Source organism: Fibrobacter sp. UWH9, from assembly GCF_900129715.1.
GTDB lineage: Bacteria > Fibrobacterota > Fibrobacteria > Fibrobacterales > Fibrobacteraceae > Fibrobacter.
In genome coordinates this window covers 19,702-44,122 of the sequence record NZ_FQWP01000019.1, presented here as the reverse complement: position 1 = coordinate 44,122, position 24,421 = coordinate 19,702, and the positions used below count along the sequence as shown (strand labels likewise).

Sequence of the window (24,421 nt, the reverse complement as noted above, 5' to 3'; positions counted from 1 at the left end):
AAATAGAAAAAATGATTAAGTTTATCTCCATGAACATCAGTAAGAAAATTTTTCTAGCCGCAATCAGCTTGTCATCAGCAACAATCTGGGCTCAAAATGCACCCGTTTTAACGCAGCAACCCCCTCAGGATAATTCAGCAGAAACCATCTTGCAATCGATGGACGGAGAATCTATCCAGCCCGCGGCACCGCAGGACTCCGAAATTCCTGCCCCCATCGTCTCCAGCGATACGTCAAATACATTTGCACCCATTGAAAGTTCCGAAATGGAGAATAATGCCGTTGCGGAACCTGCCCCTGAATATGTGGATCCCAACGCCCCCGTTCCTGTTAGCGAAAGTGCGGAACTTCTCCAGCCTATGCCCAAACCCGAGCCTATGCCCATGGAAGAGCCCAGCTATGTGGAGCCGGCAGGCATTTCCTTTATACCTACCGATTCGGCAGCAACCCAGACAGCACTTCAGCCCGTCGAAGAAATCCCTGCAGCCGAAAATCCAGAGTTAGACCAAACTGCAGAAAGTATCTGGGATACGATACCAGCCATGCCCCTGACACAACAGGAAGCAGAAAGTATCGCCGAGCAACCAGTCCAGGCAACTGCCGAAAAACACGTTCTGGATATTTTCCACGGCAGGGCCTACAACGCCGTCGGCAATGAAGCCGCAGCCGCCAACGTCGCCGGTGAAATTTCGATGCCCCACAAAATGCACAACCGCAAGTTCGTCTACATCGAACCTGTAGACGGATACGGTGTTGTAAGTTTCGGAGAAGGCAGCACATTCTTCCTGGCCTTTGACAACAACAAGACCAATGCCGCCAACTACAGCGAACTGGGCCTTGTTACCTTGGGCTACGCGGGGCAAAACTTCGGTTTCAGCCTAGAGGCCGCAACAGGGAAATCCTGGAGCTACATCGATAACGACATCGATTCCTCCAGCACGACATACAAGATTACCAATCCCGGCACTCAGTTCGGTGGAACAGCATCTGCAAATCTGGCCAACATCGACCTTGCATTAGGAGTGACCTACGCCAACCCCAACGGTTCCTATTTCATCAGCGAATTTGGCGAAGAACACGAAAAGGACGAATGGGCCCTGGGAGGAAAGCTAACCGTAGCTCATACCACAAGCAATGCCTTGTCCTGGTCCGTTAACCTGAACTTCCTTAGGTACAAAGCCAGCACTAGCAGCAAAACCGAATCCATATTCACAGAAAACGGCGAAACCTATAAGGCGACCTACAAGTCGACCGTTACCGACACCACGACCCGTGTAGAAGTCATTCCCGAATTTAATGTGGGCGCCCCCATTCTGCAGAACCAGAAAGCCCGCGTATTCCTTGGTCTGAATACAGCCGTTCCCCTGATTGCGTACGACCGAATCGATGGCGTTGTCAGCAGACATAACGAATATGGTTTGACCTTGACACCCAACGTCCTGGCAGAAGTGGCCCTGGGCCAGTACGTCATGGCATTCGGCAGCGTCAGCTATTGCTGGGACGTAGCAGACTATCGTGATTCCTACATCAACAACGTTTCTGTAAAGGCACTGGAAATGGAATCCGGAGAAACCACAGCCATTCTCGGCATGCGTCTCCAGTATGAATTTGCCGCCCTCGAAATGGCATTTACCAAACAGTTCCTGCAGAACCCCTTCGGCAGCTTCTCGGATCATGATGAAATCGCCATGTCCATTGGCGCATTCGTGAACTTCTAATCTTTTATGGAACCGATCCAGGATTCAGAAAAAGGAATGTTTAAAGTATTCTTGAAAGACACCGCCTTGGTACTGGAAGGTGGCGGTATGCGTGGAGCTTACTCCGCCGGCGTTCTTGACGCGTTGCTAGATGAAGGTTTAAAGTTTGGCGGCTACGCCGGAACCTCGGCAGGGGCAACCCACCTTTGCAATTACCTTTCGGAACAGCGGGATAGAAACTTCCGACTGGATACAGTCCATTCCAAGGACAAGCGCTACATGAGCTTCGGAAACTGGATTCGTACCGGCAACTACTTTGACCTGGAATTCTGCTACCATACAGTACCCGAAGTCATCGATCCTTTCGACTTTGACACCTTCAAGAAGAATGCCGCCGAATCAAAATTCTATGTGGCCGCAAGCAACGTGGAAACTGGTGGCGCCGAATACTTCCAGGTTCACAACTTGCGCCAGGATATGGATGCCATCCGTTCTTCCTCTTCGCTGCCGCTCATGAGCAGCCTGGTTCATTACCAGGGCAAGAAAATGTTTGACGGAAATATCGCCGACAGCATCCCCTTTGAATTCATGGACCGCACCGGCTATAAAAAGCAGGTTGTCATCACCACACGACACAAGGGTTACCAAAAAGAGGCGAACAGTTTTCTTCCCGTATACAAGATCGTCTACCGCAAGTATCCTAACTTCGTAAAGGCCGTTGGCGATCGACATATCCGTTACAACAAGAGCCTCGAAACTCTGGCCCAATGGGAAGCCAATGGAAAGGCTTTCGTTTTCCGCCCCGAAACAGACTTGAAAATCAGCCGCGTCGAAAAGGACACTTCAAAACTTGTAGCCCTTTATGAATTGGGTCTGAAAGACGGCCGCGAAAGAATGGCCGACCTGAAGGAATTTCTATCTTTATAGACATGGATAGAGCTCGTCGTCGTAAATTTGGCCAGAACTTTCTGGATGTTCCCACCGCCATCGCCATCGCAGGTGACCTGCCTGCCGAAAAGGGCGAAGCCGTTCTCGAGATCGGCCCCGGCCATGGCGCCCTGACAGAACACCTGCTGAACCGCGGCGTGGAACTGACAGCCGTCGAAATCGACGAACAGTGCGTGGCCGTGTTGAACGAAAAGTTCGGCGACCGCGAAAACTTCCATATCACCAACATCGACTTCTTGAAATTCGACTTGCAGGCCTTTCTGGATGCACACGAAAAGCCCTGGGTCACCGGCAACCTGCCCTACAATGTTTCTACGGCAATTATCGCAGGGCTCATGCCCCGACTGCATCTGACCAAGGGCTTTATGGGAATGGTGCAGCTGGAAGTTGCCGAACGCATTTGCGCCTCGCCCTGCAGCAGCAATTACGGCAGCCTTTCTGTTCTGGTATCCGCTTTCGCCAACACCCAGATTTTACGCAAGATCGGTCCCGAGCATTTTACACCGAAGCCCAACGTAGACAGCGCCACCATGCTGCTCACCCCCCGCGCAGACGCATTGCAGGCTCCCGAGGGATTCTTCGATTTCGTTCGTGCCGCCTTTACCCAGAAGCGTAAGACCTTGGCCAATTCCTTCGGTCGCGCCTACGACAAGAAGAAAATCCAGGAAGCCATCGAACTCCTGGATTATCCTACCACTGTCCGTGCCGAGGAACTTTCCCCCGAACAGTTCATGGAATTTTATAAAGTGATTGTCGGATAGCTTTTCCTAAAGCTTACTTTGCCTTGCAGGCCTTGTAAGAATCGGGATTTGCAGATAGATATCCCTTCACCAATTCACCGGATACCGTATACACAAGAGAGTCTACTCGGCTCTCCTGCGCAAATGCAGCAGTACCTTCGTTAATCATGGAAGCGGACCAGTTGGCGGATGAAAGCTTGCGTTCATCCATCCATTCCTGCCATTGATCATTGCGGTCTACATCAGGCACGCCCTTTCCACTTGCATTTGCAGTACCCCATTCGCTAACAAACAGGGACAACCCCGCATTCATCGCTTCTTCGGCATTCCGTCCTTCGAGCTTGATGCTGTGGCTATTAGCGTAGTAATGGAATGTGTAGGCAATATTATGAAGTGAATCGGCGATCTCTTTTCCTATAGCCCAATTGGGCGACTGGTCCCACATGGGGTTACCCACAAGAATCAAATTGTCAGAATGCTTTCGAATGGTCGCGACGACGGTATCGCCATAAGCCTTCACCTGCTCCCAGACAATTCTGGTAGGCTCATTAAAAATTTCAAAAATCACATTGTTATACTGGCCGTATTTTTGAGCCATTTCGTCGAAGAAGGCGATAGCATCACTCAACTGCTTATGCGCACTATGGGAATGCCAGTCGATAATTACATAGATGTCATTCTTTATGGCCGCCTTAACAGCCTGATCGATCAATTCGCGCTGAGCATCCGGATCCAACAAAAATCCCAATGTCCCGCCCCAATTTTCTTCGGTACCAATGGCGGCACGAATCACTTCGATTTTCATGTCGTTCACCATGGTCGTAATGCCGGTATCGGAATAAAACTTTGTAGCGGGTTTCAAAAGGCTCCAGTAAAGGCTCATGCCTCGTACCTGAACTTCGTTACCATCAGATACGCCCTTGCAACTGCCGTATATTCGGCCCTTGCCCTCGGAATTCACTCCGGCAATCAGCCTTCCATACTGACTGACAGGGCCGATTCTTTCGCCAATAGGTTCATCCAGCTTTTCATAGGAGACTTCAGTAACGTTCTCTCCGTTACAGCCCCATAAAGTCAGAATTCCAGCTAAAAACAGCCCTGATAAGCGCAGTAGTGACATTAATTTACTCCGTCGTTTTTTCCAAAGTTAAACTTCTCCTCTCGATTATGCACCAAAATTCTTGAAGTTTTTGTATACGCCTGTTCCCAAAAAAATGATTTATTCTTAATAAGGTTCGTCATGATTTGTTTATGTTGAAGACATGAATATGAAAATGTCTCTTCTTATCGCCACTTTAGGCACCGTTGTAAATCTTTACGCCCAGGAAGCCACTCCTAGCGCAACCGTATCTGACACAACAGCAGCACCTGCCGCTGAACAAAATGCAGCCGCCATCGCGGAAGCTCCCGCCTCTAGCGAAGCCCCCGCTGCAGCAGAAGCAGCCCCCGCAGAAGAGGTCAAGGCAGAAGAAACCGCTGCCGTAAACCCTGAAAAGAGTGCCGAAGAAACGGCCACGGCAGAAGCCTCCACTCCCGCAACAAACGAGACTGCCCCTGCCGCAAATGAGACAACCCCCGCAGAAGCCGCTGACGAAACTGCTCGCGAAACTGCTCGCGAAACTGCAGAAAATGTACCCGCAGCCGAAACCACCCCAGAGCAGGTCGCTGTAGCCGACACCGCAACCACCAGCGATTCCGTGGCAGTCCCCCAGGATTCCACCGCTCCCATTCAGGAACCTGCACAAACCGCAGAAAAGCCCACCAAGGGCCCCCTGGATGTCTTGCATGCCAACATTTATAATGCTGTAGGTAACGAAGCCGCAGCCGCAACCATCGGCGGAAATATAGCCGCACCCCGCAAGATGTACGGAATCAAGGGACTGTACCTTGAACCCACCAACGAAAGGGCTGCACTGGCCTTCGGAAATACCACCACATACTTCCTCGCCTTCGACAATTCCCAGAGCATGGGATTACTCACCGCCGGTGTGGCATTCCAGAAGTTCGGCGTTTCCGTTGACGGATCCTTCGGCAAACAGTGGAACGATGCAGAATATCCCATTACCGAACAAAATGAAAAAATCACCTATGGCGGCTCCAGCATCGGCGCAACAGCCTCATTGCAGGTCGGTTCCTTCGACATCGTCGCAAGCGGCCACTACGTAAAACCCGAATCCGAAGGATACAGCGCAGACCCCTTCAATAAATGGGAACAGAACATCTGGGACGCTACCGGAAAGCTAGCCCTTTCTTACTCCGGTGAAGAAGTCTTCTGGACTTTCGGAGTGGAAGGTTTGCGCCATAGCTTTACCACCGACACCAAGGTCACCGTGGAAGAAGTCATCAAGGGCGAAAAGAATCACGTCATTACCAAGAGCTCCGTCTCCGATACCTCTTCACGAATCGAGTTCAAGCCTACATTCAACATTGGCGCAGCTGTCCTCAAGGCTGAAGATGCCCGCATCTATCTTGGCGTCAACACCCGATTCCCCTTCGCCATCTACGATGAAATCGAAAACATCATGGATAGCCATACAAGATTCAGCGCATTCGTCACACCTAACATTTTTGGCGAAGTCGCATTGAATCAGCATATGATGATTTTCGGCGGCGCAAATCTTGACTGGAACGTATTCTCCTACGAAAAGTACGAACTGGCTGATTTTGTCGCAACCAGCAGAACCACATTCGCCAACACGACCACAGTCAACCTGGGCTCCCGTTTTGAATATGGCCGTGTTGCCGCAGAACTTGCATTCACAAAGCAGTTCCTGCAGAACCCCTTCGGCAGCTTCTCTACCACCGACGGGTTCGCTGTTGACCTAGGCCTATTCGTTAACTTCTAGTGAAATTTTCTCCCATCATGAAAGTCTGCAGAAATGCAGGCTTTTTTTGTTGTAATTGAAAATCTTTTTATTATTTTCAATGGAAAGAGGAAATTTCTATGCGTAAAAATCTTGGTGCCAAACCCTATCTTTATCCCCAGCCCGTATTGGTTATCGGAACCTACAACGAAGACGGTACGCCCAACGCCATGGTGGCCGCATGGGGTTCCGTCAGCGACATGAACCAGGTCGCCATCTACGTAGCCAACAGCCATAAGACCATGGACAACATCAAGGCACGCAAGTGCTTTACCGTTAGCATGGCCACCGCCGAAAACATCAAGGAAATTGATTTCCTTGGACTTAACTCCGGCCACAAAGTGGCAGACAAGTTTGAAAAATCCGGACTTACCGCCGTCAAGAGCAAGAACGTCGACGCGCCCCTCATTGCAGAACTGCCCCTCACCCTGGAATGCAAGATGGTAAGCTACGCCGAAGAACCGGAACTGCTTTTAGGCGAAGTGGTGAACGTTACCGCCGACGAATCCATCCTCGACGCCGAAGAAAAAATTGACATCAAAAAACTGAACCCAATCTGCTACGATACGGCAGGACATGGTTACTATGCCATCGGCGAAAAGGTTGGCAACGCCTTCTCCGACGGAAAAAACATCAAATAATCATTTCGCAGGCGAATAAAATTCCGGCCAGCGGCACGATAAAAATCCACACGCCCCGGAAATAATTTTTTAGGTCCGCGTCACTCATGGTAGAATGATCTACCAGCGAAACAAACAGATACCAAAGCCCTATATAGCCCCACCAAGTGTGGGGCGTTTTTATGATATACTGCAAAAGGAAATAGCCAACGGTAAATCCTACCACAGTAGGAGCCACCGCAATCAAGGCATGCTGAACCATCTGCATGGGGAACGGCCCCCGGGCACAATAACTCACATGCCCTAGGCAACCATCCTTGTTTTCGAACATGCATACATCCGTCACCTTGGCCCCAGTAACGACCGCCAAAATCAAGTGCGACGTCTCATGAATAAAAGTCCCCGGGAAGGTCACGAAATTCACAAAGGCATACGCAAAATTCACGCTGATCATTCCGAGCAATTTTATCTGGAGACGCTCCAAGGCATATAGGGCAAAACCCGCAACAACCGGCACAAAGATAATGGCAACCGCCACCATAAAGCTGACTGCGGCGACGGCACCCGACTCGTGGCCCCAGCCAAACCAGGAAATAATTTGATGCATCGAGGGTACGTTAAACATAAAAAACCGGAAGCCTAAATATCCAACAGGAAATCTTCCCTATGCAAATTGTTTTCGCGATACGGTTCTTCATCAGGGTAGCCAACAGGATTGCAAAGCAGCAAATGATTTTTTCCGAGGCTGTCCCGAACTACCTTCTTGATGGCGGAATGGGTGTGTCCCGCCTGCCAGATGGAACCATCATCCAGATTACTCAAGAATTTTTCACCTTGAAAATAGAAGTAGGTCGACAGCGGATCCTTCAGATACATTTCGGCCATGCCGAATTCCATGGGCAAAAAATGACTCATCATCACCTTCGGGCGGGCAGCCGTCAAACTGTCCATAATTCCCGCATAATGATTCCAGAGGGCCTCCGTATCATTGCCTTTGTAATTCCAATGGCGACCGTCAAACCAGCGGGTAGACCAGATTATCTTATACTCTTCTACAGAAGCGTCGGGAACATGCTTGTAGGTAAAATCGCACATGCCCATGCACCCGGCAAAAACATCTACCGTCAAATTTTCCAGCAGGTGAAGGTTTGGAATTTTCGCAGCCTCTTCCAGGTAAAAGGTAATCTTACTTTCGGACGTAGGGAAATCTCGATCCGAACCGAAAACGCCCTCACGTTCACAAATGACATCGTGATTTCCCAGGCATACAAAAACCCGGCTGTACTTCGTCGCGATAAACTTCAGAAATTCGACGTAGGTAAAATAATTGTTGGCAATGTCCCCTGCGATACAGCAAACATCCGCCGGCAAAAAATTCCTGTCGAAAAATTCCTGAAAATAGCGATGCAGTAAAGATACGGTCCGTGTCAGGGGCGCGTAAAAATCAATATGCAAATCGCTAACGAAGAAACATTTCATAGGTGCAAATTTACATTTAAAAATTTTTCCTGTTAAGTTGCTTTTTGTTAGATTTCCTGGTCACCATGATCAAGATCCGTTCCGCAAGAATCGAAGACGCCGCCGCGCTACAGGCCATCTACAAACCCTATGTAGAAGACACCGCCATTACCTTCGAGTATGACGCCCCCACCGTAGAAGAATTTGCAGCAAGGATTGGGGGAACGCTGGAAAAGTACCCCTACCTGGTAATAGAACGAGCAGGAGCCGCCACGGGTTCCGACGAGAACAGCACAGAAATTCTAGGCTATTGCTACGCGGGAGTTTTCAAGGGACGAGCCGCCTACAATCGCAGCGTAGAAACATCCATCTACGTAAAGCTTGGCGAACATGGGAAAGGCTACGGCCGCGCGCTATACAGCGAACTGAATCGCGAACTAAAATCTCGCGGGATTCTAAACGCCTACGCCTGCATCGCTTCGCCAAAACCTGGCAGCACCCACCTGGACAACAGCAGCCAGAAATTTCACGAAAAGCTAGGCTACACCCTAGTAGGAACCTTCCACGATTGCGCCTACAAATTCGGGCAATGGTACAACATGATCTGGATGGAAAAGATGCTAGGGGAACACAAGGATTAATTTTTAACCAACGGAAAAGCCAATTCCATAGCCGATGCCGACAAGAAAATGGTCCAGCAATTTATGGCCTGGAATCATTGGCTAGACTCAACGCAAAAAGAACTTGAAGCAAAGGCTACACCTCATCAGCGACGCCACGTCTTCGATGAAATAAAATTTGCCCTAAACGAGCAAAATTCTCCCGACAGTCTTTTCGTCCAATTACTAAAAATCAGAATCAAGGCCTACGCGCGTTATAATTTTCTTTATTCCACAGGAAATGGGAAAGGCACGTATATTCTTCAGCGATGGATTCTCGCAAATAAGTGAATCCATACACGATGCGACTGATACAAAGGTTCTACCCTACAAGTACACTTTTCGCATTCCTGAAAATCCCATTCCTGCTCTACGAAAAAAAGTTGAAACCTTATTCAAGGAAAAACGTTTCAACGAAATGGCATCAAAACCATAGAATTGGCTAAATTCGTTCAAATTCGCCAATTCCTTTTGTAACTGCTCGCTAATCTGCTTAATTGCATTGCCACCCCAACGCCCGTAACGCGTATTCAGGGAAACAAATCGCCCCACCGAAAAGTACAACGCCAACTGAATCTTGTTGGTGGAACTAGCCGTCATGTACTGGCTTTGCAGAATGGCCGACTTGATTGTATCAACAGCAACCGGAATGGAAACTGTATTTTGTGAACTGGGATTTTTTCTGGGCATAGTATCTCCTTTGAATAAAATTCATCCACCTAACTGATCTTCCAGTTCCTTGATAGAGGGCAGGCAACTCTTGAAATCCTTCGGGTAAATTTTCAACAATTCAAATTCTGAGATGGCGATGGGATTGACCGAGCCCTCCAAGGAATATTGCGCAAGAACCTCGTCCTTGTCCTTGCACACCAAAATGCCAAGCGTAGGCTTGTCTTCTGCGCTTTTCAACAAGTGATTCACGGCCACCACGTAAGTGCTAAGTTGTCCAATATACGCAGGTTCAAACTTCCCTGTTTTCACTTCAACAACCACATAGCAATGCAACTTGGTGTTGTAAAAAAGCATATCCAGAAATTATTCCGTTTCACCGACCTGCAAACGATATTCTCGCCCCATGTAAGCAAAACCGCGACCAAGTTCCATCAGGAACATTTCAATATTCTTGAGCAAAGCGTCTTTCAATTCCCGTTCCTCAAAATCGTTACGAACTTCCACAAAGTCAAAGCAATACGGGTCCCGAGTCAATTCACGAGCCAAGTCCCCCTGCTCCTTGGGCAAAGTCGTTGTGAAGTTAGTAACGGCTCTACCTTCACGCTCATACAGGTCTGTATCAAGAAACGTGAGCAACATGGAACGGGACCAGTTGTTTTCAATGGTCTTTTTTACGAAGAAAAGAGCCTTTTTTGGGGAATTTTTACAAGAATCAATAATAAAGCGATGATGTCCCCAAGGGATTTTCTTCAAATCGTCCACAAGTTGTGGACGAATTCGGTTGTTCAAATCGTCAGCAAGTTGCTGACGATTTTGTCCTTCTACATAATCCTTGTACAAATCGTAGAAATACACGGCGTATTTCAGAGTCGTCGGCGAAAAAACCTTGGCATTCGGGATTTCACGGCGTAAATCATCGCTGAGTTTTTTATAGAACCCGCTGCCATAGGTATTCTGAAATTGTTTCTGCTGAATATCGCGACCCAAGCTATAGTAAAAGCCAATCAACTCGCCGTTAACAGCAATGGAAGCCTTGATTTGCGACTGGGCATAACGCTTCTTGAGTTCAGAAATCCAGGTAGTGTAAGTCTGTGGCAGATTATTTGGATTTTTTCCGGGCATAGTATCTCCTTTTTTTTGAAAAAAATTTTTCTACAAAACAAAAAAAACACCTGATTTTTTATCAGGTGTTCAGGAGACTTTTCGTAACGCTCGGGATGAACAATAGCTTTTATATAAAAATTGGCAATGGTTACTTTGTTAAAGATTTGTAAATTCTAGAAAAGTTTTTCCAAAACTCCCGGCAGCTCGCTAAAGTCGTGAAGAACCGCAGCGGGATTCTTTGCTGAGCCGAAACCGTAGGCGGCATGGATAAAGGGAATGCCCGCAAAGTTTGCAGCAGTTTCATCGCCCAGGGTGTCGCCAACATAAACCACACTTGGCGCGAGATTCGCATCGGCGGCACCCGCGCACAATCCGTTTCGTTCACAGATGGCCTTGATGTTTTCGCCCTTGCTTTTGCCAGTGCGTCCGGACATTTCAAAGTCCTTGAAGTACTTCTGCAAATGGCAGGATTCCAGAAAAGCTTCGATGTACCCGCAGGGGCAATTGCTGACGATGAACAATTCGTATTTTGCGTAAAGTTTTTCCAGCGTTGCGAGGTCCAAAAACAGGGGCGTGCCATGATCCTTCAGGTAAGCGCAATGAGCCACCGCGCACTGGCTGAAAATATCGGCGCGACGTTCTTCTGCCATGTCAGGGAAATAGATGCGACCTATTTCCTGAAGGTTCTTTCCCATCACATTTCGCAGGTCATCTTCAGAAATCACCTTGCCCGTATTGTTCTTCTGGAACACCTGATTCCATATCAGCGTCAAGGGAGCAACGGTATCCCAAAGGGTTCCATCCAAGTCAAAAATTAGGGCGTTAGACATGACCGCAAATTTAATTATTGCTGCTGCCCCTTGGCGTTAAAGTCTTTTTCGTTCTTGAAATATTTTGGTGTTTCGCCTGGGCGAAGGGCACTACGTTTGCCGATGCGGTTGCCGACGCAATCACCGGCTTTTCCATTGAGAAGCGTGGACTTAATAGCCGTAGAGCCTTCGTCGGATACGCCGGGCTTCGCGTTCGCCACAGGAATGGAATCCGTGGAGACCACGAAGTTATCGTAACGCACGAACACATCTGTGGAGGGCGCCCAGGTGTCATCGTCTCCGCCATGGAATGTAGAGAGATAGAACTCGTCTATTTTCTGGTCCTGGAAATCACGCAAACGCAAGGTATCCAAATCTAAAGCAAGTTCTCCGTCGAACCAGCTTTGCACAATACCGTTCTTGTCGCCCGTGCCTTCGGTGGAAACAGAATTCATAACCACGCGGGTCACCACACGGTGCCATTTACCCGGCACAAAATGTTTTTGTTCCGCAGTTTCGCCCAGGTTCCATTTGGCGTCATCGCCATAGGTACTCGCCTGATCCACAAAGTACAGATACTGCACCACAGCTCCATTTGCACGCCACATGATGCGGGCGCTCCAGCCGTCACCTACAGAGGGGCGATTTCCGCCAGTATAACATTCACCGCCACAAAGTCCCGGCAGCTTTCCACCTTTCACAAATTCAAAACCAGGCTCAAACTGAATATCGTACGCCACCCACATTTCTTCTGCAGAAACGTTGAGCGGCTGCTTCACCTGCCCGGCGCAGGCGGGGCGCTCGCCCTCGTCATTGGGCCCTACGCAACCCTTTGGGTACTTCAGCTGCAGAACCATCCCGTGCTCTTCATCGTCCTGCACAATCTTTGCATTCTGGCCCCCATTCTGCTCCATGGCATACCAACTGGATACGCCCGCCTTTTTAGGGAAGTCCTCCTGGGCCATCTTATTGGTGTACAGGCCGACAGCACGATTTTCAAAATCCACGGAGAACACCACGTCGGCAAGAACTGACGTAGCGAAAGACAAGATAAATAGACTGATTCCACTGACAAATCTCATAACGCAGCTCTATTGCGAAGACTCACTCCCCTGAAAATACAATCTTTTCGAGGAAAGTGATCCCGCAGATTCAATGAAGCGCAATGCTACTTCGTCAAATATTCTGCAAAATTGAAGCTGTTCAACGAATCAAGCATTATTCCTTCGGGATAATCCTCCATGTTGAACCTCTTCAGCTCCTCCCGGCAAACTCCTGCAAATTCCTGGGCCAGATTATTAAGAATCTTTTCCGCCTTTGCTACAGGCACCACACCCGCACACTCATAATTCATGAAGAAGTCTTCGGATTTGGCGAAAGTTTCAGTTGCCCTGGCTACAGAGCAATCCCCTTCAGACACCATCTCGCCACCAATCCCTTCGCATTTTTCCTGGAAGAAAAGACTATCCCGCTGGCAATGATCCTCGAACAACTCCATGGTCTCGTATACACTGACACCGAGGTAGACCAATTCCGGATTTTTCACATCATTCACAAATTCTTCATTCTCTGTATACAGAAAGTTTACGGATACGGAAAACTGCAACTCGCCTCGACCTATACCGGCGTTATGGTAGTCCAGCCAATAGTTGTTGAGACCAGGAACTTCAATAAACTCCAGTCGCTTATGGGGAAACACGTCAGCCGGACTTCCAACAAAGCACACCTTCAAATCGCCCAAACTAAAACCATACACACCCACCAGGGTATCCATACCCGCTTCGTAACTCTCCTGGAACGAACGACATCCATCCACATACTGCTTGCGATAGGCGTTCCATACAGCGGCCGTATCTATCATGTCCAGCTTCAAAATGCAGGCATGTTCCTGTTCATGGAATTGACCATGCCTGGTTTCGCAATCCTTGCCGAATTCCTCATGATATCCCGAGGTCGTGTCCAAAGAGCCTCCAGATTCCAATTCGTAGATTCGCTCCACAACAAACCAATTCTTATCCTTTTTCACAAGTTGCATAGACTTGTCACTATAATCCTGCCCGTGAATTTCAATCTGGAGAACTTCCTTATACTCCCCATCGCTAAAATTGCGGACCTCACAAGAACCCACGCGACTTACAAAATTATAAAGGACTTCGTATTCCGGACCATCATGCCTAATGCAGGGGAACGAATCCGCGTCTCCTTCAAAATACTCCTTTTCAGCATCATCCATCTCCACAAAGGAATACTTATCGGCATTTGGAAGTTCGGCGGATCCACCCGCCACTTTTTCGCTGGAACAGGCACAGAGCATAGACAACAGAGCGCCATAGATATACTTCTTCATTTTTCACCTCCTATTGTATTGCGGGTCAGCGGAAAAAACTGCAGGTTCAAATGATAGACCTGTTCAGCAGAATTCTTCTCGGTGGCAATGGCCACCACCTTTCTCCGCAATTCCTCTATTTCACCAACAATTTTTTCGTAGTCCTCTCGGTCGATACCCACGGTGACACCCGAAATATTGCGTTCTTCAACAGAGACCTTGTCCATGGACTCCTTGGCAAAGTCACTCATTTGCTTATGCATGGAGCGCACCAGCATAGGTAGGGCCGCAGCCGATGCTGCCACAGACTTGTTGGTCTGGCGATAACCTTCCCCATCCTTCTCCAAGAACCCCGCTTTAACCAGGAAACTCAAAGTCTCGCTAACCTCGGCGGCTGTGATGGACGGTATGCACATTTTGGCCATTTCCAAAGGCTTCGCCCCTGGCATCATGGGAGCCAGTTCCCGGATCACGGTATTTTTCCAGGATTCATAAAATGCGTAAGCCTCCCCTTCCAGCAGGCGCACCCTATGGGCTCCAGCGATATCGCACATTTCCTTGTAGGCATTCTTTTTATCGGAATCCTTCTTGGCTTGGCTGAACATCACCAGGGAACGGAAGTACACACGTTCAATCCCTACGAAACCCATGACGGATGCCACACGCTCCACACTGAGGGGAGAAAGACCGCTCTTACCTTCGCACACCAGCTTGATGAAATTCGGCGAACTGAAACCAGCCCGCTTGGCAAATTCCCGCCAGGTGAAAGCGCCGGTCCTTTTGCGGTCTTCGTAGAAGTCCTGCATGTACTGACGGTAGTCCTCGTATTCAATTATGGATTTCAGCATGACGATAAATTAACTTCGTTATTTTACCTCGTCAATAAAAAAATTATACAAAATTAATCTTTTTACACAAAATTCACGCTTTTTATAGCTTCTATACAAAAAATTAAAGTTTTACTATACAACAGTATTCACCATATAGGTGTTCAAGGCAAGCTCAATGCCCTTTTGAGTTTGACAAGCCGTTTTAAATTTGAGTACCTATGAGAAATGCCCAAACGTACTGGTGTAGCAGACCTGCCTCTGCGCCAAGGTGGACAACACTGCCGTACAGGATGGGTTCCAGCTTTACCAGCATAATTTCATTGTGACCGATGAAGGCGACTGGGCGGTGGTTCAGCAGGGCTATTGCGAAAATTCCACGAGCAAGGTTCATAAGGTCCCTCAACAAGAAATGTGGACTCTATTGAAAATATATTTTTGGACCATGGCGTGATTTAATAAGAGGATAAATCATGCTTTCATATTCATTGTTAAATGATTTCCAAACCGAGTGTCGCAAAAACATGTTTACATGTTTTTATGACCGAGGCGTAGGACTTTCTGGAAAAGTCCGCGACCAAGATTGCCAAGGATATTGGTGTCACAGCAAATACCGTGTGCAGGTGGGTCCAGGATTACCGAAGGCAGAACAATTCGCCATCTTACGAGGAAGAACGCCGCCTCAAGAGGGTCTCCATTGAAGAACTCGCGACAAAGAATCGTGAATTGGAACGGAAACTTAAACAACGTGAAAAGGAACTTGCCGAAGAAAAGTCCGCAAGTCGAATATCATAAAATAAACTTTTTTCATTAATTCACCTCCTAATGGTCATTGAATACAAACTATTTTTTTCTTATTCAACAACAAAAAACATCGTTTGGCGCGCAAATATAAAAACATTTTTAATTACATACAACTTAAAAAATGATTGTTTTATTCATGATGCTTCAAAAGCGTTAGACAATTTGTTATCTTTTCACGAAAATCAAACATGTCATCTATTATGAAAAATCTTCTTTCAGTTGTCCTTATTCTTCTCACACATACTATTGCGCAGGCCGAATCTATCAGGAATACCGATATTACAATCTGCGAAGTCATTAGTCATGCAGGTTTCGCAATAGTTGACGAAAAAACATTCAATGAAGCATTCAGTTATCTAAAAGATTCGTCCTTTACACAACTGAGTTTCACAGTAAATGTAAGTGGAATGATAGACTCTGTATACGAAAAGTATGATCGTGTACATGATATGAACAACACAACTACATCTGTTCCTATAATAGGAATCGTTGATCACAAAGTCACAACCGTAAAGGCTGTAAAACTGAAGAATAGCAAGCTAACCTTGCCCAAAGGCAACGATTCAACAATGGTAAGGCGATTTAAGCCGGACCTTGTCTTTATTCCCAGTAAAATATCCGTTACGCCAGGTGACATCATTGATATTAAAAATTACGGCGCTCTACTGAACGACACCTGTTACGTAGGAGAAACAACACAGCAAAAGGCGCTCGTTTACGGAGAATACTCTCTATCGTCCACGCCATCTTCCCTACCAGCCAACAGTCATAAAAAAACAGCTAAGGTTATTTTGCATCACAATCGTGACGCCCAAGGCAAATTTTCAAAAAACGACTCCAAGTATTCAGTAAAGTTTTAACACCATTTTTTAGGAGGATAAATGATCAATGTAAGTAAAATAATTGCCACCTTTTTTTTCGCAATTGGCGTAGCTGTCGCATCCGAAAGTTTTGGCGGCATCGGCATTTCGTTTCAAAAAGAGAATGACGGCATCAAAATAGTTGACATTATTCCCAATACACCTGCAGCAGAAAGCAATCTCCAGGTCAGCGACCGGATTATAGCCATTGATGGAATTTCCTTAAAGGGAAAATCCAGCGAAGAAGCAAAACTTATGCTTCGCGGTCCCAAGAACAAGCCCATTGAAGTGACCTATGTCAATAACGGTGAAACCTACTCTACAGTTCTCTCTCGCATTCAAATTACCGTCAAGCCACTGAAAAACATTGAAGACTGGTACGACGGAAAAGAACAATTCAGCACCCACGAAGTCAAGGCCTTTGCTTCCTCTACGGAAAATGACAAGGAACTCCTGGCAGTCCTAAAGAAAGGATCGGTACTCCAGACGGAGGAATCAACTTCTGCGGACAATTTAGATGGCGTATACATCGAAAAGGCCCCAAAAGACGCACCTAAAAACAACAGAAGCGATATAACTAGGCCAGCAGCAAATAGAACTCAAACGCAACACTATCGCAACATCAACGGCGAAATTGTGAAAAAAGAGACTAAGCACTCCGTAAAGTTTTAATTCCCCGAGAGATTATTTCCAGCGGGAATAGCGTTCTCAACACAAAAAGAGCTAGGCTTCTTGGCTTAGCTCTTTTCATACAGTTTCGTCGGGTTAGTTGCGGACGCAACGGACGGAATAACCGTAGTCCTGTGGAGAGGTGGCATCAAGGGTCAGTTCAAGCGCAAATTCTCCCAAAACCGTCTAAACGTAAACTTGGGGCAACATTTGGGTTGGATTTAAACATTGAGGGTAAACAAAGTCAATTGGCTTGACACAGCCCCTTCTTTAGTGTACATTTGTATATATGAAAGAAGTCCGTCCTGAAGACAATTCCATATTGCTGTACAAAGATGAAAATGGCAAGACAAACGTCTCTGTCCGTTTTGCCGATGAAGATGTCTGGGTGACTCAGGTCCAGCTTGCGGAACTCTACGAGACGACGCAACAAAACGTTAGTCTCCATATCGACAATATTTATAAGGACGGCGAATTGCCTCGCGAGTCAACTCACAAGGATTTCTTGTTAGTTCGGCAAGAAGGCAAGCGGAATGTTCAACGCGAAATTGCACACTACAATCTCGATATCATCATTGCCATCGGTTACCGCGTGCAATCTCCAGTGGCGACTCGCTTCAGGACATGGGCCACAACGCGTCTGCACGAATTTATCCAAAAGGGTTTTGCGCTAGATGACGAACGATTGAAAAATGGCCGCAACCGCTATTTCAAGGAACTACTCCAGCGCATTCGCGACATCCGTTCCTCTGAACGAAATTTTTATCAGCAGGTGACAGACATTTACGCCACCGCCGTAGACTATGATCCCCGTAAAAAGATCACGCTGGATTTTTTTGCAACCGTGCAGAACAAATTGCACTATGCCGTTCACGAGCATACAGCCGCAGAACTGATTTACGAACGTGTGGATAGCGAAAAACCGTTTGTCGGCATGACTAACTTCAAGGGAAATTACGTTACCGAAGAAGATGTAAAAATCGCCAAGAATTATTTATCTGAAAAAGAATTACAACGTTTGAACCTGATGGTTTCTCAGTTCCTGGATTTTGCAGAATTGCAGGCCCTTGACGAAAAGCAAATGCGCATGCAGGACTGGATAGACGCCCTGGACAACCAGATTGTCATGAGCCAGAGAAAATTACTCGAGGGCAATGGTAAGATTTCTCACGAAGATGCCATGGAAAAAGCTGAACGCGAATACAAGCTCTTCAAGCGAAAGGAACTTGCAAATCTGAAAAGCGACTTTGACAACTTTTTGGAACTTCGCGAAAAGATTGCCTCTTATAAAGCATAGGAAACTTTAGCAGCACACAACCCAAACCTCAATAACTTATCATGCCTAAGCGTACTGGTGTTGCAGACTTGCCTTTGCATACGGGGACTGTTCCCCGTTGGCTCGCAGACCGTATGCGTGATTTGGGCAGACTCATTGCCGAATCCATTGTGGAGAATTACGGCAAGAAGGAATTTCTGGTTCGCCTAAGTGACCCGCTGTGGTTTCAGTCCTTCGGGGCGGTCATGGGCATGGACTGGCATTCCTCGGGAATTACCACCAGCGTGATGTATGCCCTGAAGCGTGGGCTGAACCCTATTGCAAGGGACCTTGGGATTTATGTGTGCGGCGGTCGCGGAAAGTTTTCGCGGGAGACTCCTACGGAACTGCTGCAGATTGCAGACCAGACCGGCGTGGACGGGAATTACCTGAAGCGCACCAGCTGTCTTTGCGCCAAGGTGGACAACACCGCGGTGCAAGACGGATTCCAGCTTTATCAGCATAATTTTATCGTGACGGATGAGGGCGACTGGGCGGTGGTTCAGCAGGGCATGAATACGGACGCCCGGGCTGCAAGACGTTACCACTGGTGTTCTTCTAACTTGCGTTCTTTTGTAGAAGAACCCCACGCAGGCGTGGTAGGCGAAAACCGCGGGCAGATTCTGAACTTGACTCATCAGGAAGCAGGCATTACCCGCAACTCCATTCTGGAACTGACTCACGAAAATCCCGACAGGATGATGCGCGAAATTCGTCAGATGGTAACCCCTAGCTCTTCTATGGTGGTGTCGCCACAGATGGATTTATTTGCGCCCATTGTCGCGCCGGATGGTACGCCGGTCCGCCTCGGTTCCCGAGATCCCATTATCGCAAATTCTTCCCGGGATTGCATTATGCCCAACCGCCATGAAGTCCGCGCAGAAGATGTGGACCTGAAGCGCCTTGGGGGCGTACTTGCAACCGCCTACGAATCCGACCCCAAGGATTTTGAAAGTCTGCTGTTAACACCGGGACTTGGCCCCCGCACTTTGCAATCCCTCACTCTCGTCAGCGAAGTGATTAACGGAACTCCTTCCCGCTTTAGGGACCCTGCCCGCTATTCCTTCGCCCACGGTGGCAAGGATGGGCACCCCTTCCCTGTTCCCACCCGCGTTTACGACGAATCCATTCGCGTTCTGAAAGGCGCTATTGAAAAGGCGAAAATCGGCGATCGAGATAAAATGGATTGCCTCAACCGCCTTCACGCCACCCAGCTGGCCATCGAAAAAGACTGCGAACCCCTCGCCGACTTCGATAAAACTCTGGAGCATGAAAAATCCCACTCGCAAGAGTGGGGCGGAAGAACGGTTTAAGGCCTATTTCCATTCAATTGAAATCTTTCTCTTTTTGACAGCACAATCTGTCAAATAAGAATCAATCAAAGTCTGATAAGGAATGCCCTGATCCTTTGACATTTTCTTGAAATACTCAATGGTTGAAGAATTCAACCGAATGGTAATTTGTTTTTTTAATGCAGCCGCATAAGGATTTCTTACAGCCTTCATTTTTTCAAAATCATACTCTTTCTTCATGGTTCATCTCCTTTACGCGCATTCCAATAATACTGAAACTCTTTCTTCGTCGCTTTCCGGGCACTAATGATGCGATTGACAATCAAATCATCATCACCATTAACACGTTCCGTATAGACAACAATCAAGGTTCTTAGTTCAGAAGACAATCCTATAAGAATAGAACGATCTTCATCTTTTGAATGTTCTACATCAAAGAAAACTCTAGCATGATCATCTTCAAAGCAACTCTTGGCTTCTTCAAAAGATACGCCATGCTTTTTCCGATTTATCTCATTCTTCTTTTCATCCCACTCGAAATCTATTTCCATAATAGACCTCGATGTATAACTACAATATAATTACATTCAAAAATAAACGCAAGTGCCTGCAATGCGATTGCGGACGCATTTAACTCAATTCTGAGTATTTTCACTTTTTTCCTGAAGAACGCATTTCCCTTTGAGATTGATCTCTTGTGCCCTTGTCGAGGACGGACAGCACTTAGGAATTTATTCCTTAGTGCGCATGATCCCCTTTAGGGGAGATATAAAAAAAGATCCCACTCCCAAGAGTGGGGCGGAAGAACGGTTTAAGGAGCGTTCTAGATTTTTTCGTCAGGGGCTTGTCCGTCGTGGGCAAGCCATTTGCATTCCGTCAATTCCATATCCGTAAAGGTCGCCTTGAAGGAAGAATCCTCGGGACTGCAAGCGTAAATGCCAAACTGAATTTCATCGGTTGCCTTCCACATGTGGCAAATTCTCATTTGCGTGAAGTTGGAGCCGTCTTCGGAACATTCAATGCAGAAATCATTTTCGCGACGGCTGAAGCGATACCACATGGACTTGATATCGGCACGGATCGCAGTTGTAGCCCAGTCCGAATATCCCATGTTGGTAGCAACACTTCCAAGATGCTGAAACTTTTCATTCTCGTATTCGATGGAAGCCTTCAACCAGTTTTCGCTATCCAGATACATGGCCACGCCGCACTGATCAAAGCGACGCTTGCTTTCAAACGAAGTTTTAACCACAAAGGAAAAGAACTTTTCCGCTGTCTTTATTTGAAGAACCGGAGCGTTGTCATTACGGAAATGATAATACGTTCTCTGCCATAAATCCGTGTGCGGTTCCGTAACGATTTCGACGGAATCGTCGGTAATGATAAATTTTTTCGGAGCCCGAGTCCAGAACCAATCCTTGGCATTAATTTTCATTATTCATCCTTCACACAGCGAACGGATAGTCCGAAGTTCTTTGCATAAGGGTAGACGGAAACATCCTTGCGGCCAGCCATCATGTGGACGCCGATTGCTTTTTTGCTGGGCGCGGCATCACCATCCTGCAAGTTTGTGCCATCCTGCGACACACCCTCTTCCGTCGCACTCCACAAATAAGCATACAACGTCTGACGATCGAAGCGCCCGCGGTAATCACGGAAACCCGAGGGCGTTGCGTTAAAGCCGTACTCGTCGGAACCGTTGCCGTAATGGCTCCAGCCTTCAGCGGATTTCAACTTGACTGCGGCAGAATCGCGGCCACCTACCGATTCAAATAGTAGATCGAACTCCTCGGCAGTAGGCAGGTGCCAACCGGCGGGGCAGACGTTCTTCGCCACATCCCAGTTATAAAATCTGCCGTACTTTCTACAATCATAACCAAAGCGGGTATAGCACCAACTTTCTTCCGCGGCAAAACTCAGGTTCTCCGCCATCCAAATCTGGGAGCCAATTTTTACCGTCCTGTATTCCTGATTATCGCGGGAATCCTTCAAGACGTCCTGTGCAAATACTTGCAAACTCATCAGAAGGAATACAAATATGCCAAAGCGAAATTTCATCATCAGATATTAAAATAAAAAAAGCCGATGCCGATTTTCATCGGCATGACTTCAATCATCAGGAACATGAGCTTTTATCAACGATTCAATCGGACCGTTCGCCTAATTCCATCAGCAGATTGCAACAGGTAAACGCCCTTGTTATACCCAGCAGTCTTTAGGCTCGTTTCAAAAGCGGCGCCATCCACGCGGACACTTCCCAAGACCTTGCCCATCAAATCAAAGACTCGGTAATTCTTGGAAGCAGCATTCATTGCATAGCTACGGATAATTCCAACACTGGAATCAGGAGGAGTGATGGGGTCACCGGATACAGCGAACGTAATATAATCAATATCCATCCAGCTTCCCGTTACCGTGAATCGCAAGACATGTTCACCTTCGCTGAGATTCACGCCACTGGCCGCGTTAACATTGTTGAAATCGTCGTAGTTGTCTTTGCCCTCATTCTTGGGGACCGCAATGGATTCCGTAATGTCCTTGCCATCCATGGAAAGCTTGAAACTGGAAGTATTGTTGGCGGAAGCTACGGAAGCAAATACATCGTACTTGCCGGTTTCTGCAACCTTCACCGTGTATTCCAGCCATTCCCCTTCCTGGTTGTAGCCCACCACAACCTTGTCGCCTTTCTTATAAAGGTCAACGCCAGTATCCTTGCGGTAACCGCTGTCGCCGTGATTTTCAGAATCGTTATCCTTGTAGGAATCGTTACCGGAACCTACGCCGGGAATGTCAAAATCTTCCGCCTGGATTCTTCCGGGAATAGTCGCCGCCACACCGTGAAACGGCTGCTGAGGCACAGGTTCAACAGGAGCACGGTTCATATGTTCCAGCATCACCTTAGCGTAACGCTTGCCAAATTCAATGTAACCGTCGCGGTTAAAATGATAGCTATCGCCAGCGCTTCCAAGACCAGATGAAGAAACGGGCCAGGCATTATCCATCACCTTGGTAATGCGCTGCACCTGACTTGTGCTAAAGCCCCTGCAGCAGCCATCTTCACGCATTTCGCCAGCCAGCAGCGGCACCGTATCGGAACTGAGTCCAAGATCGGTCAGCATGTCGTCACGAATTTTCTTGAGGTCTTCGGCCCAATGGTTATTGTTCCAGTCCGATTCACCCTGGTGAACAATGATACCCTTGATGACACCATCCTTCTGGGCAATCTTTGCAAGGTCTATAATTCGCTTGTACAAATTGCTATCGTAAGCCTTGGCCCAGTTAATAATCCAGTTTTCCTTTTGACGATCAGGATCTTCGAGATAAGCCTGCCAGTTGTCCTTATCGAACAACTTGAGTGCAGTACCACCCACAGCAACTGAAATAATGCCAACGGTTACATCGGGCAAGGAATCCACCAAGGTGCGGCCAAAATAATCTGCAACAGAAATACTGGGAGGATTATCGCAGTTTGCCAACTGGGAAGTTGCATCGGTCCAGACACCCATGGTGCGACCCTTTGCGGGGCAATCCATAGAAGGCAAAAGTTTAAATCGTGGATAAGGCTTTGTTTCTGGTTCTGCAGCGCCTGCGGCACCCGCCATATTGGACTGGCCAAAGGCAATGTAGATGTGGAAATTCGGATCGGGTGCAGCGCTCGCCAAAGTGGCCGCCGCAGCCAAGGACAAAATCATTTTTTTCATATTGGTACCCATACAATCTTAAGATACCCTTTTGCGCCACAAAAAAGCCCATATATATGGAACTTCTCCTGGACAAATTATCCACGAGGTCCGGCACTTTTTCAAGGGACATATTTTTTATCATTGTGCAGGATGAAAATTTCAGTTCTTATAGACAATCGTAAATTTTCGGGAAATCCAGGTGCCAAAACCGAAGTCTGTTCCTGCGACGCATTGACGCCGGAATGGGGACTCTCCGCATTCATTGAATTCAATGGTCATCGAATTCTTTTGGATACCGGAGCGTCAGCAAACTTTGCAGAAAACGCAACTGCACTGGGAGTAGATTTAAGCACCGTTGACGCAGGCGTTCTAAGCCACGCCCATTATGACCACGCCGGTGGCATGGAAGATTTTTTCAAGGCAAATGACCACGCCTGTTTTTACCTGCGGGAAGGTGCCGGCGAAAACTGCTACAGCAGGCATAAATTCCTCAAGCTGTTTTCCTATCAGAAATATATCGGCATACACCGCGGATGGCTCAAGCGCTACAGCGAACGCATCAAGTTTGTAGGCAGTTCCTCTCGCGAAGCCGCGAGTAGTCCCACGGAAATCCTGCCGGGCGTTTTTCTGGTAGGTCACAACGACACAATATTCAGCGCAGAAAGCCGCGCCGCAATCGCCGCCCGCAACGGCCTTTCCATCAAGCTGAACGGCAAATACATTCCCGACAGTTTCAATCACGAACAGAGCCTTGTCTTCGACACTCCTCAGGGCCTGTTCATCATGAACAGCTGCAGCCACGGCGGTGCCGACAACATCGTCAAGGAAATCCAGCTGGCCTTCCCCAACAAAAAGATTTACGCCATCCTGGGCGGTTTCCATTTATACAAGACGCCGGATTCTAAAGTCCGTGAATTTGCAGAACGCCTCCGCGCCCTCGATGTCCAGAAAATTTATACAGGCCACTGCACTGGCGATCGCGCCTACGAAATTTTAAAGGGCGTTCTCGGAGACCGCGCAGAGCAAATGTACACGGGCTTGGAAATAGAAATTTAGCCTTTCGGCTACACTCAA

General features: G+C 47.6%; 24 protein-coding genes and 2 pseudogenes. 12 read left to right on the top strand and 14 right to left on the bottom strand.

Features of this window, described 5'->3' with window-relative positions; genetic code table 11:
* Nucleotides 1-11: 11 nt before the first annotated feature.
* The 3 genes from BUB94_RS13075 to rsmA are packed head-to-tail and all read left to right on the top strand — an operon-like array spanning nucleotide 12 to nucleotide 3,406.
* Nucleotides 12-1,718 (top strand): hypothetical protein, encoded by a 1,707-nt coding sequence (locus tag BUB94_RS13075; RefSeq protein WP_139260233.1) that lies wholly within the window; start codon nucleotides 12-14, stop codon nucleotides 1,716-1,718.
* 6 nt (nucleotides 1,719-1,724) lie between these two features.
* Complete coding sequence (locus BUB94_RS13070) at nucleotides 1,725-2,624, top strand: patatin-like phospholipase family protein (RefSeq protein WP_254793739.1); 900 nt, start codon at nucleotides 1,725-1,727, stop codon at nucleotides 2,622-2,624.
* A gap of 2 nt (nucleotides 2,625-2,626) precedes the next feature.
* Nucleotides 2,627-3,406, top strand: a complete 780-nt coding sequence (gene rsmA / locus BUB94_RS13065) for a 16S rRNA (adenine(1518)-N(6)/adenine(1519)-N(6))-dimethyltransferase RsmA (RefSeq protein ID WP_073161224.1) — start codon at nucleotides 2,627-2,629, stop codon at nucleotides 3,404-3,406.
* A gap of 13 nt (nucleotides 3,407-3,419) precedes the next feature.
* Here the strand turns inward: rsmA and BUB94_RS13060 are convergent, their stop codons facing one another.
* Nucleotides 3,420-4,505: a glycoside hydrolase family 5 protein gene (locus BUB94_RS13060; RefSeq protein ID WP_073237765.1), complete on the bottom strand. Its 1,086-nt coding sequence runs from the start codon at nucleotides 4,503-4,505 to the stop codon at nucleotides 3,420-3,422.
* A gap of 148 nt (nucleotides 4,506-4,653) precedes the next feature.
* Between BUB94_RS13060 and BUB94_RS13055 the strand changes: the two genes are divergently transcribed.
* Together BUB94_RS13055 and BUB94_RS13050 are read left to right on the top strand one after the other, a co-directional pair.
* On the top strand, nucleotides 4,654-6,231 hold the full coding sequence (locus tag BUB94_RS13055) for a ribonuclease E domain-containing protein (protein WP_073287236.1): 1,578 nt from the start codon (nucleotides 4,654-4,656) through the stop codon (nucleotides 6,229-6,231).
* Nucleotides 6,232-6,329: 98 nt separating this feature from the next.
* Complete coding sequence (locus tag BUB94_RS13050) at nucleotides 6,330-6,890, top strand: flavin reductase family protein (protein WP_073161227.1); 561 nt, start codon at nucleotides 6,330-6,332, stop codon at nucleotides 6,888-6,890.
* On the opposite strand, the gene BUB94_RS13045 is transcribed toward BUB94_RS13050, so the two are convergent.
* Nucleotides 6,883-7,476 carry a hypothetical protein gene (locus tag BUB94_RS13045; protein ID WP_254793738.1) on the bottom strand — a complete coding sequence of 198 codons (594 nt, stop codon included), beginning with the start codon at nucleotides 7,474-7,476 and terminating at the stop codon, nucleotides 6,883-6,885. The two genes, BUB94_RS13050 and BUB94_RS13045, sit on opposite strands and share 8 nt — an antisense overlap.
* 32 nt (nucleotides 7,477-7,508) lie before the next feature.
* Nucleotides 7,509-8,348 carry a metallophosphoesterase gene (locus BUB94_RS13040; protein ID WP_073237757.1) on the bottom strand — a complete coding sequence of 280 codons (840 nt, stop codon included), beginning with the start codon at nucleotides 8,346-8,348 and terminating at the stop codon, nucleotides 7,509-7,511.
* Between the two features lie 44 nt (nucleotides 8,349-8,392).
* On the opposite strand from BUB94_RS13040, the gene BUB94_RS13035 reads away from it, so the two are divergent.
* Nucleotides 8,393-8,968: a GNAT family N-acetyltransferase gene (locus tag BUB94_RS13035; protein WP_217653138.1), complete on the top strand. Its 576-nt coding sequence runs from the start codon at nucleotides 8,393-8,395 to the stop codon at nucleotides 8,966-8,968.
* Nucleotides 8,969-9,313: 345 nt separating this feature from the next.
* Here the strand turns inward: BUB94_RS13035 and BUB94_RS13025 are convergent, their stop codons facing one another.
* From BUB94_RS13025 to BUB94_RS13000, 6 genes and pseudogenes are all read right to left on the bottom strand, one after another.
* Nucleotides 9,314-9,676, bottom strand: a complete 363-nt coding sequence (locus tag BUB94_RS13025; protein ID WP_073237752.1) for a DUF1016 N-terminal domain-containing protein — start codon at nucleotides 9,674-9,676, stop codon at nucleotides 9,314-9,316.
* A 21-nt stretch (nucleotides 9,677-9,697) separates the two neighbouring features.
* Nucleotides 9,698-10,780: pseudogene (locus BUB94_RS13020) on the bottom strand (YhcG family protein).
* Between the two features lie 155 nt (nucleotides 10,781-10,935).
* A complete protein-coding gene (locus tag BUB94_RS13015; RefSeq protein WP_073237749.1) occupies nucleotides 10,936-11,592 on the bottom strand; it encodes an HAD family hydrolase in 657 nt (218 codons plus the stop codon).
* Between the two features lie 14 nt (nucleotides 11,593-11,606).
* On the bottom strand, nucleotides 11,607-12,653 hold the full coding sequence (locus BUB94_RS13010) for a polysaccharide lyase (RefSeq protein ID WP_139260231.1): 1,047 nt from the start codon (nucleotides 12,651-12,653) through the stop codon (nucleotides 11,607-11,609).
* An 86-nt stretch (nucleotides 12,654-12,739) separates the two neighbouring features.
* Nucleotides 12,740-13,918 carry a hypothetical protein gene (locus BUB94_RS13005; RefSeq protein ID WP_073237744.1) on the bottom strand — a complete coding sequence of 393 codons (1,179 nt, stop codon included), beginning with the start codon at nucleotides 13,916-13,918 and terminating at the stop codon, nucleotides 12,740-12,742.
* Nucleotides 13,915-14,745 (bottom strand): TIGR02147 family protein, encoded by an 831-nt coding sequence (locus BUB94_RS13000; protein WP_346348721.1) that lies wholly within the window; start codon nucleotides 14,743-14,745, stop codon nucleotides 13,915-13,917. The genes BUB94_RS13005 and BUB94_RS13000 overlap by 4 nt, the downstream gene beginning before the upstream one ends.
* Nucleotides 14,746-14,983: 238 nt before the next feature.
* On the opposite strand from BUB94_RS13000, the pseudogene BUB94_RS17520 reads away from it, so the two are divergent.
* From BUB94_RS17520 to BUB94_RS12975, 5 genes and pseudogenes are all read left to right on the top strand, one after another.
* Nucleotides 14,984-15,088 (top strand): annotated as a pseudogene (locus BUB94_RS17520) (DUF763 domain-containing protein); the annotation flags it as partial.
* A gap of 640 nt (nucleotides 15,089-15,728) precedes the next feature.
* On the top strand, nucleotides 15,729-16,388 hold the full coding sequence (locus BUB94_RS12990; protein ID WP_073237741.1) for a hypothetical protein: 660 nt from the start codon (nucleotides 15,729-15,731) through the stop codon (nucleotides 16,386-16,388).
* Nucleotides 16,389-16,409: 21 nt separating this feature from the next.
* The gene (locus tag BUB94_RS12985; protein ID WP_073237738.1) at nucleotides 16,410-17,060 is read left to right on the top strand and encodes a S41 family peptidase; all 651 of its coding nucleotides are present in this window, start codon (nucleotides 16,410-16,412) and stop codon (nucleotides 17,058-17,060) included.
* Nucleotides 17,061-17,346: 286 nt separating this feature from the next.
* A complete protein-coding gene (locus BUB94_RS12980; RefSeq protein WP_073161239.1) occupies nucleotides 17,347-18,354 on the top strand; it encodes a virulence RhuM family protein in 1,008 nt (335 codons plus the stop codon).
* Between the two features lie 41 nt (nucleotides 18,355-18,395).
* Nucleotides 18,396-19,685, top strand: a complete 1,290-nt coding sequence (locus tag BUB94_RS12975) for a DUF763 domain-containing protein (RefSeq protein WP_073161240.1) — start codon at nucleotides 18,396-18,398, stop codon at nucleotides 19,683-19,685.
* Between the two features lie 3 nt (nucleotides 19,686-19,688).
* Here BUB94_RS12975 and BUB94_RS12970 read toward each other — a convergent pair whose 3' ends face one another.
* The 5 genes from BUB94_RS12970 to BUB94_RS17230 all read right to left on the bottom strand — a co-directional run bounded on the left by BUB94_RS12970 (nucleotide 19,689) and on the right by BUB94_RS17230 (nucleotide 23,365).
* Nucleotides 19,689-19,904, bottom strand: a complete 216-nt coding sequence (locus tag BUB94_RS12970; RefSeq protein ID WP_073161241.1) for a BrnA antitoxin family protein — start codon at nucleotides 19,902-19,904, stop codon at nucleotides 19,689-19,691.
* Nucleotides 19,901-20,215 carry a BrnT family toxin gene (locus tag BUB94_RS12965; protein WP_199505716.1) on the bottom strand — a complete coding sequence of 105 codons (315 nt, stop codon included), beginning with the start codon at nucleotides 20,213-20,215 and terminating at the stop codon, nucleotides 19,901-19,903. Before BUB94_RS12965 ends, BUB94_RS12970 begins: the two co-directional genes overlap by 4 nt.
* 272 nt (nucleotides 20,216-20,487) lie before the next feature.
* A complete protein-coding gene (locus BUB94_RS12960; RefSeq protein WP_073161243.1) occupies nucleotides 20,488-21,099 on the bottom strand; it encodes a DUF1349 domain-containing protein in 612 nt (203 codons plus the stop codon).
* Nucleotides 21,099-21,686 (bottom strand): fibrobacter succinogenes major paralogous domain-containing protein, encoded by a 588-nt coding sequence (locus BUB94_RS12955; RefSeq protein ID WP_158535551.1) that lies wholly within the window; start codon nucleotides 21,684-21,686, stop codon nucleotides 21,099-21,101. Before BUB94_RS12955 ends, BUB94_RS12960 begins: the two co-directional genes overlap by 1 nt.
* Nucleotides 21,687-21,799: 113 nt before the next feature.
* Complete coding sequence (locus BUB94_RS17230; RefSeq protein WP_254793736.1) at nucleotides 21,800-23,365, bottom strand: sialate O-acetylesterase; 1,566 nt, start codon at nucleotides 23,363-23,365, stop codon at nucleotides 21,800-21,802.
* 132 nt (nucleotides 23,366-23,497) lie between these two features.
* Between BUB94_RS17230 and BUB94_RS12945 the strand changes: the two genes are divergently transcribed.
* Nucleotides 23,498-24,403, top strand: a complete 906-nt coding sequence (locus tag BUB94_RS12945) for an MBL fold metallo-hydrolase (protein WP_073237729.1) — start codon at nucleotides 23,498-23,500, stop codon at nucleotides 24,401-24,403.
* Nucleotides 24,404-24,421 lie beyond the last annotated feature (18 nt).

Coding starts and splice junctions, on each gene's coding strand:
- BUB94_RS13075 (WP_139260233.1), top strand. CDS start 12: ATGATTAAGTTTATCTCCATGAACATCAGTAAGAAAATTTTTCTAGCC.
- BUB94_RS13070 (WP_254793739.1), top strand. CDS start 1,725: ATGGAACCGATCCAGGATTCAGAAAAAGGAATGTTTAAAGTATTCTTG.
- rsmA (WP_073161224.1), top strand. CDS start 2,627: ATGGATAGAGCTCGTCGTCGTAAATTTGGCCAGAACTTTCTGGATGTT.
- BUB94_RS13060 (WP_073237765.1), bottom strand. CDS start 4,505: ATGTCACTACTGCGCTTATCAGGGCTGTTTTTAGCTGGAATTCTGACT.
- BUB94_RS13055 (WP_073287236.1), top strand. CDS start 4,654: ATGAAAATGTCTCTTCTTATCGCCACTTTAGGCACCGTTGTAAATCTT.
- BUB94_RS13050 (WP_073161227.1), top strand. CDS start 6,330: ATGCGTAAAAATCTTGGTGCCAAACCCTATCTTTATCCCCAGCCCGTA.
- BUB94_RS13045 (WP_254793738.1), bottom strand. CDS start 7,476: ATGCATCAAATTATTTCCTGGTTTGGCTGGGGCCACGAGTCGGGTGCC.
- BUB94_RS13040 (WP_073237757.1), bottom strand. CDS start 8,348: ATGAAATGTTTCTTCGTTAGCGATTTGCATATTGATTTTTACGCGCCC.
- BUB94_RS13025 (WP_073237752.1), bottom strand. CDS start 9,676: ATGCCCAGAAAAAATCCCAGTTCACAAAATACAGTTTCCATTCCGGTT.
- BUB94_RS13015 (WP_073237749.1), bottom strand. CDS start 11,592: ATGTCTAACGCCCTAATTTTTGACTTGGATGGAACCCTTTGGGATACC.
- BUB94_RS13010 (WP_139260231.1), bottom strand. CDS start 12,653: ATGAGATTTGTCAGTGGAATCAGTCTATTTATCTTGTCTTTCGCTACG.
- BUB94_RS13005 (WP_073237744.1), bottom strand. CDS start 13,918: ATGAAGAAGTATATCTATGGCGCTCTGTTGTCTATGCTCTGTGCCTGT.
- BUB94_RS13000 (WP_346348721.1), bottom strand. CDS start 14,745: ATGCTGAAATCCATAATTGAATACGAGGACTACCGTCAGTACATGCAG.
- BUB94_RS12990 (WP_073237741.1), top strand. CDS start 15,729: ATGAAAAATCTTCTTTCAGTTGTCCTTATTCTTCTCACACATACTATT.
- BUB94_RS12985 (WP_073237738.1), top strand. CDS start 16,410: ATGATCAATGTAAGTAAAATAATTGCCACCTTTTTTTTCGCAATTGGC.
- BUB94_RS12980 (WP_073161239.1), top strand. CDS start 17,347: ATGAAAGAAGTCCGTCCTGAAGACAATTCCATATTGCTGTACAAAGAT.
- BUB94_RS12975 (WP_073161240.1), top strand. CDS start 18,396: ATGCCTAAGCGTACTGGTGTTGCAGACTTGCCTTTGCATACGGGGACT.
- BUB94_RS12970 (WP_073161241.1), bottom strand. CDS start 19,904: ATGAAGAAAGAGTATGATTTTGAAAAAATGAAGGCTGTAAGAAATCCT.
- BUB94_RS12965 (WP_199505716.1), bottom strand. CDS start 20,215: ATGGAAATAGATTTCGAGTGGGATGAAAAGAAGAATGAGATAAATCGG.
- BUB94_RS12960 (WP_073161243.1), bottom strand. CDS start 21,099: ATGAAAATTAATGCCAAGGATTGGTTCTGGACTCGGGCTCCGAAAAAA.
- BUB94_RS12955 (WP_158535551.1), bottom strand. CDS start 21,686: ATGAGTTTGCAAGTATTTGCACAGGACGTCTTGAAGGATTCCCGCGAT.
- BUB94_RS17230 (WP_254793736.1), bottom strand. CDS start 23,365: ATGAAAAAAATGATTTTGTCCTTGGCTGCGGCGGCCACTTTGGCGAGC.
- BUB94_RS12945 (WP_073237729.1), top strand. CDS start 23,498: ATGAAAATTTCAGTTCTTATAGACAATCGTAAATTTTCGGGAAATCCA.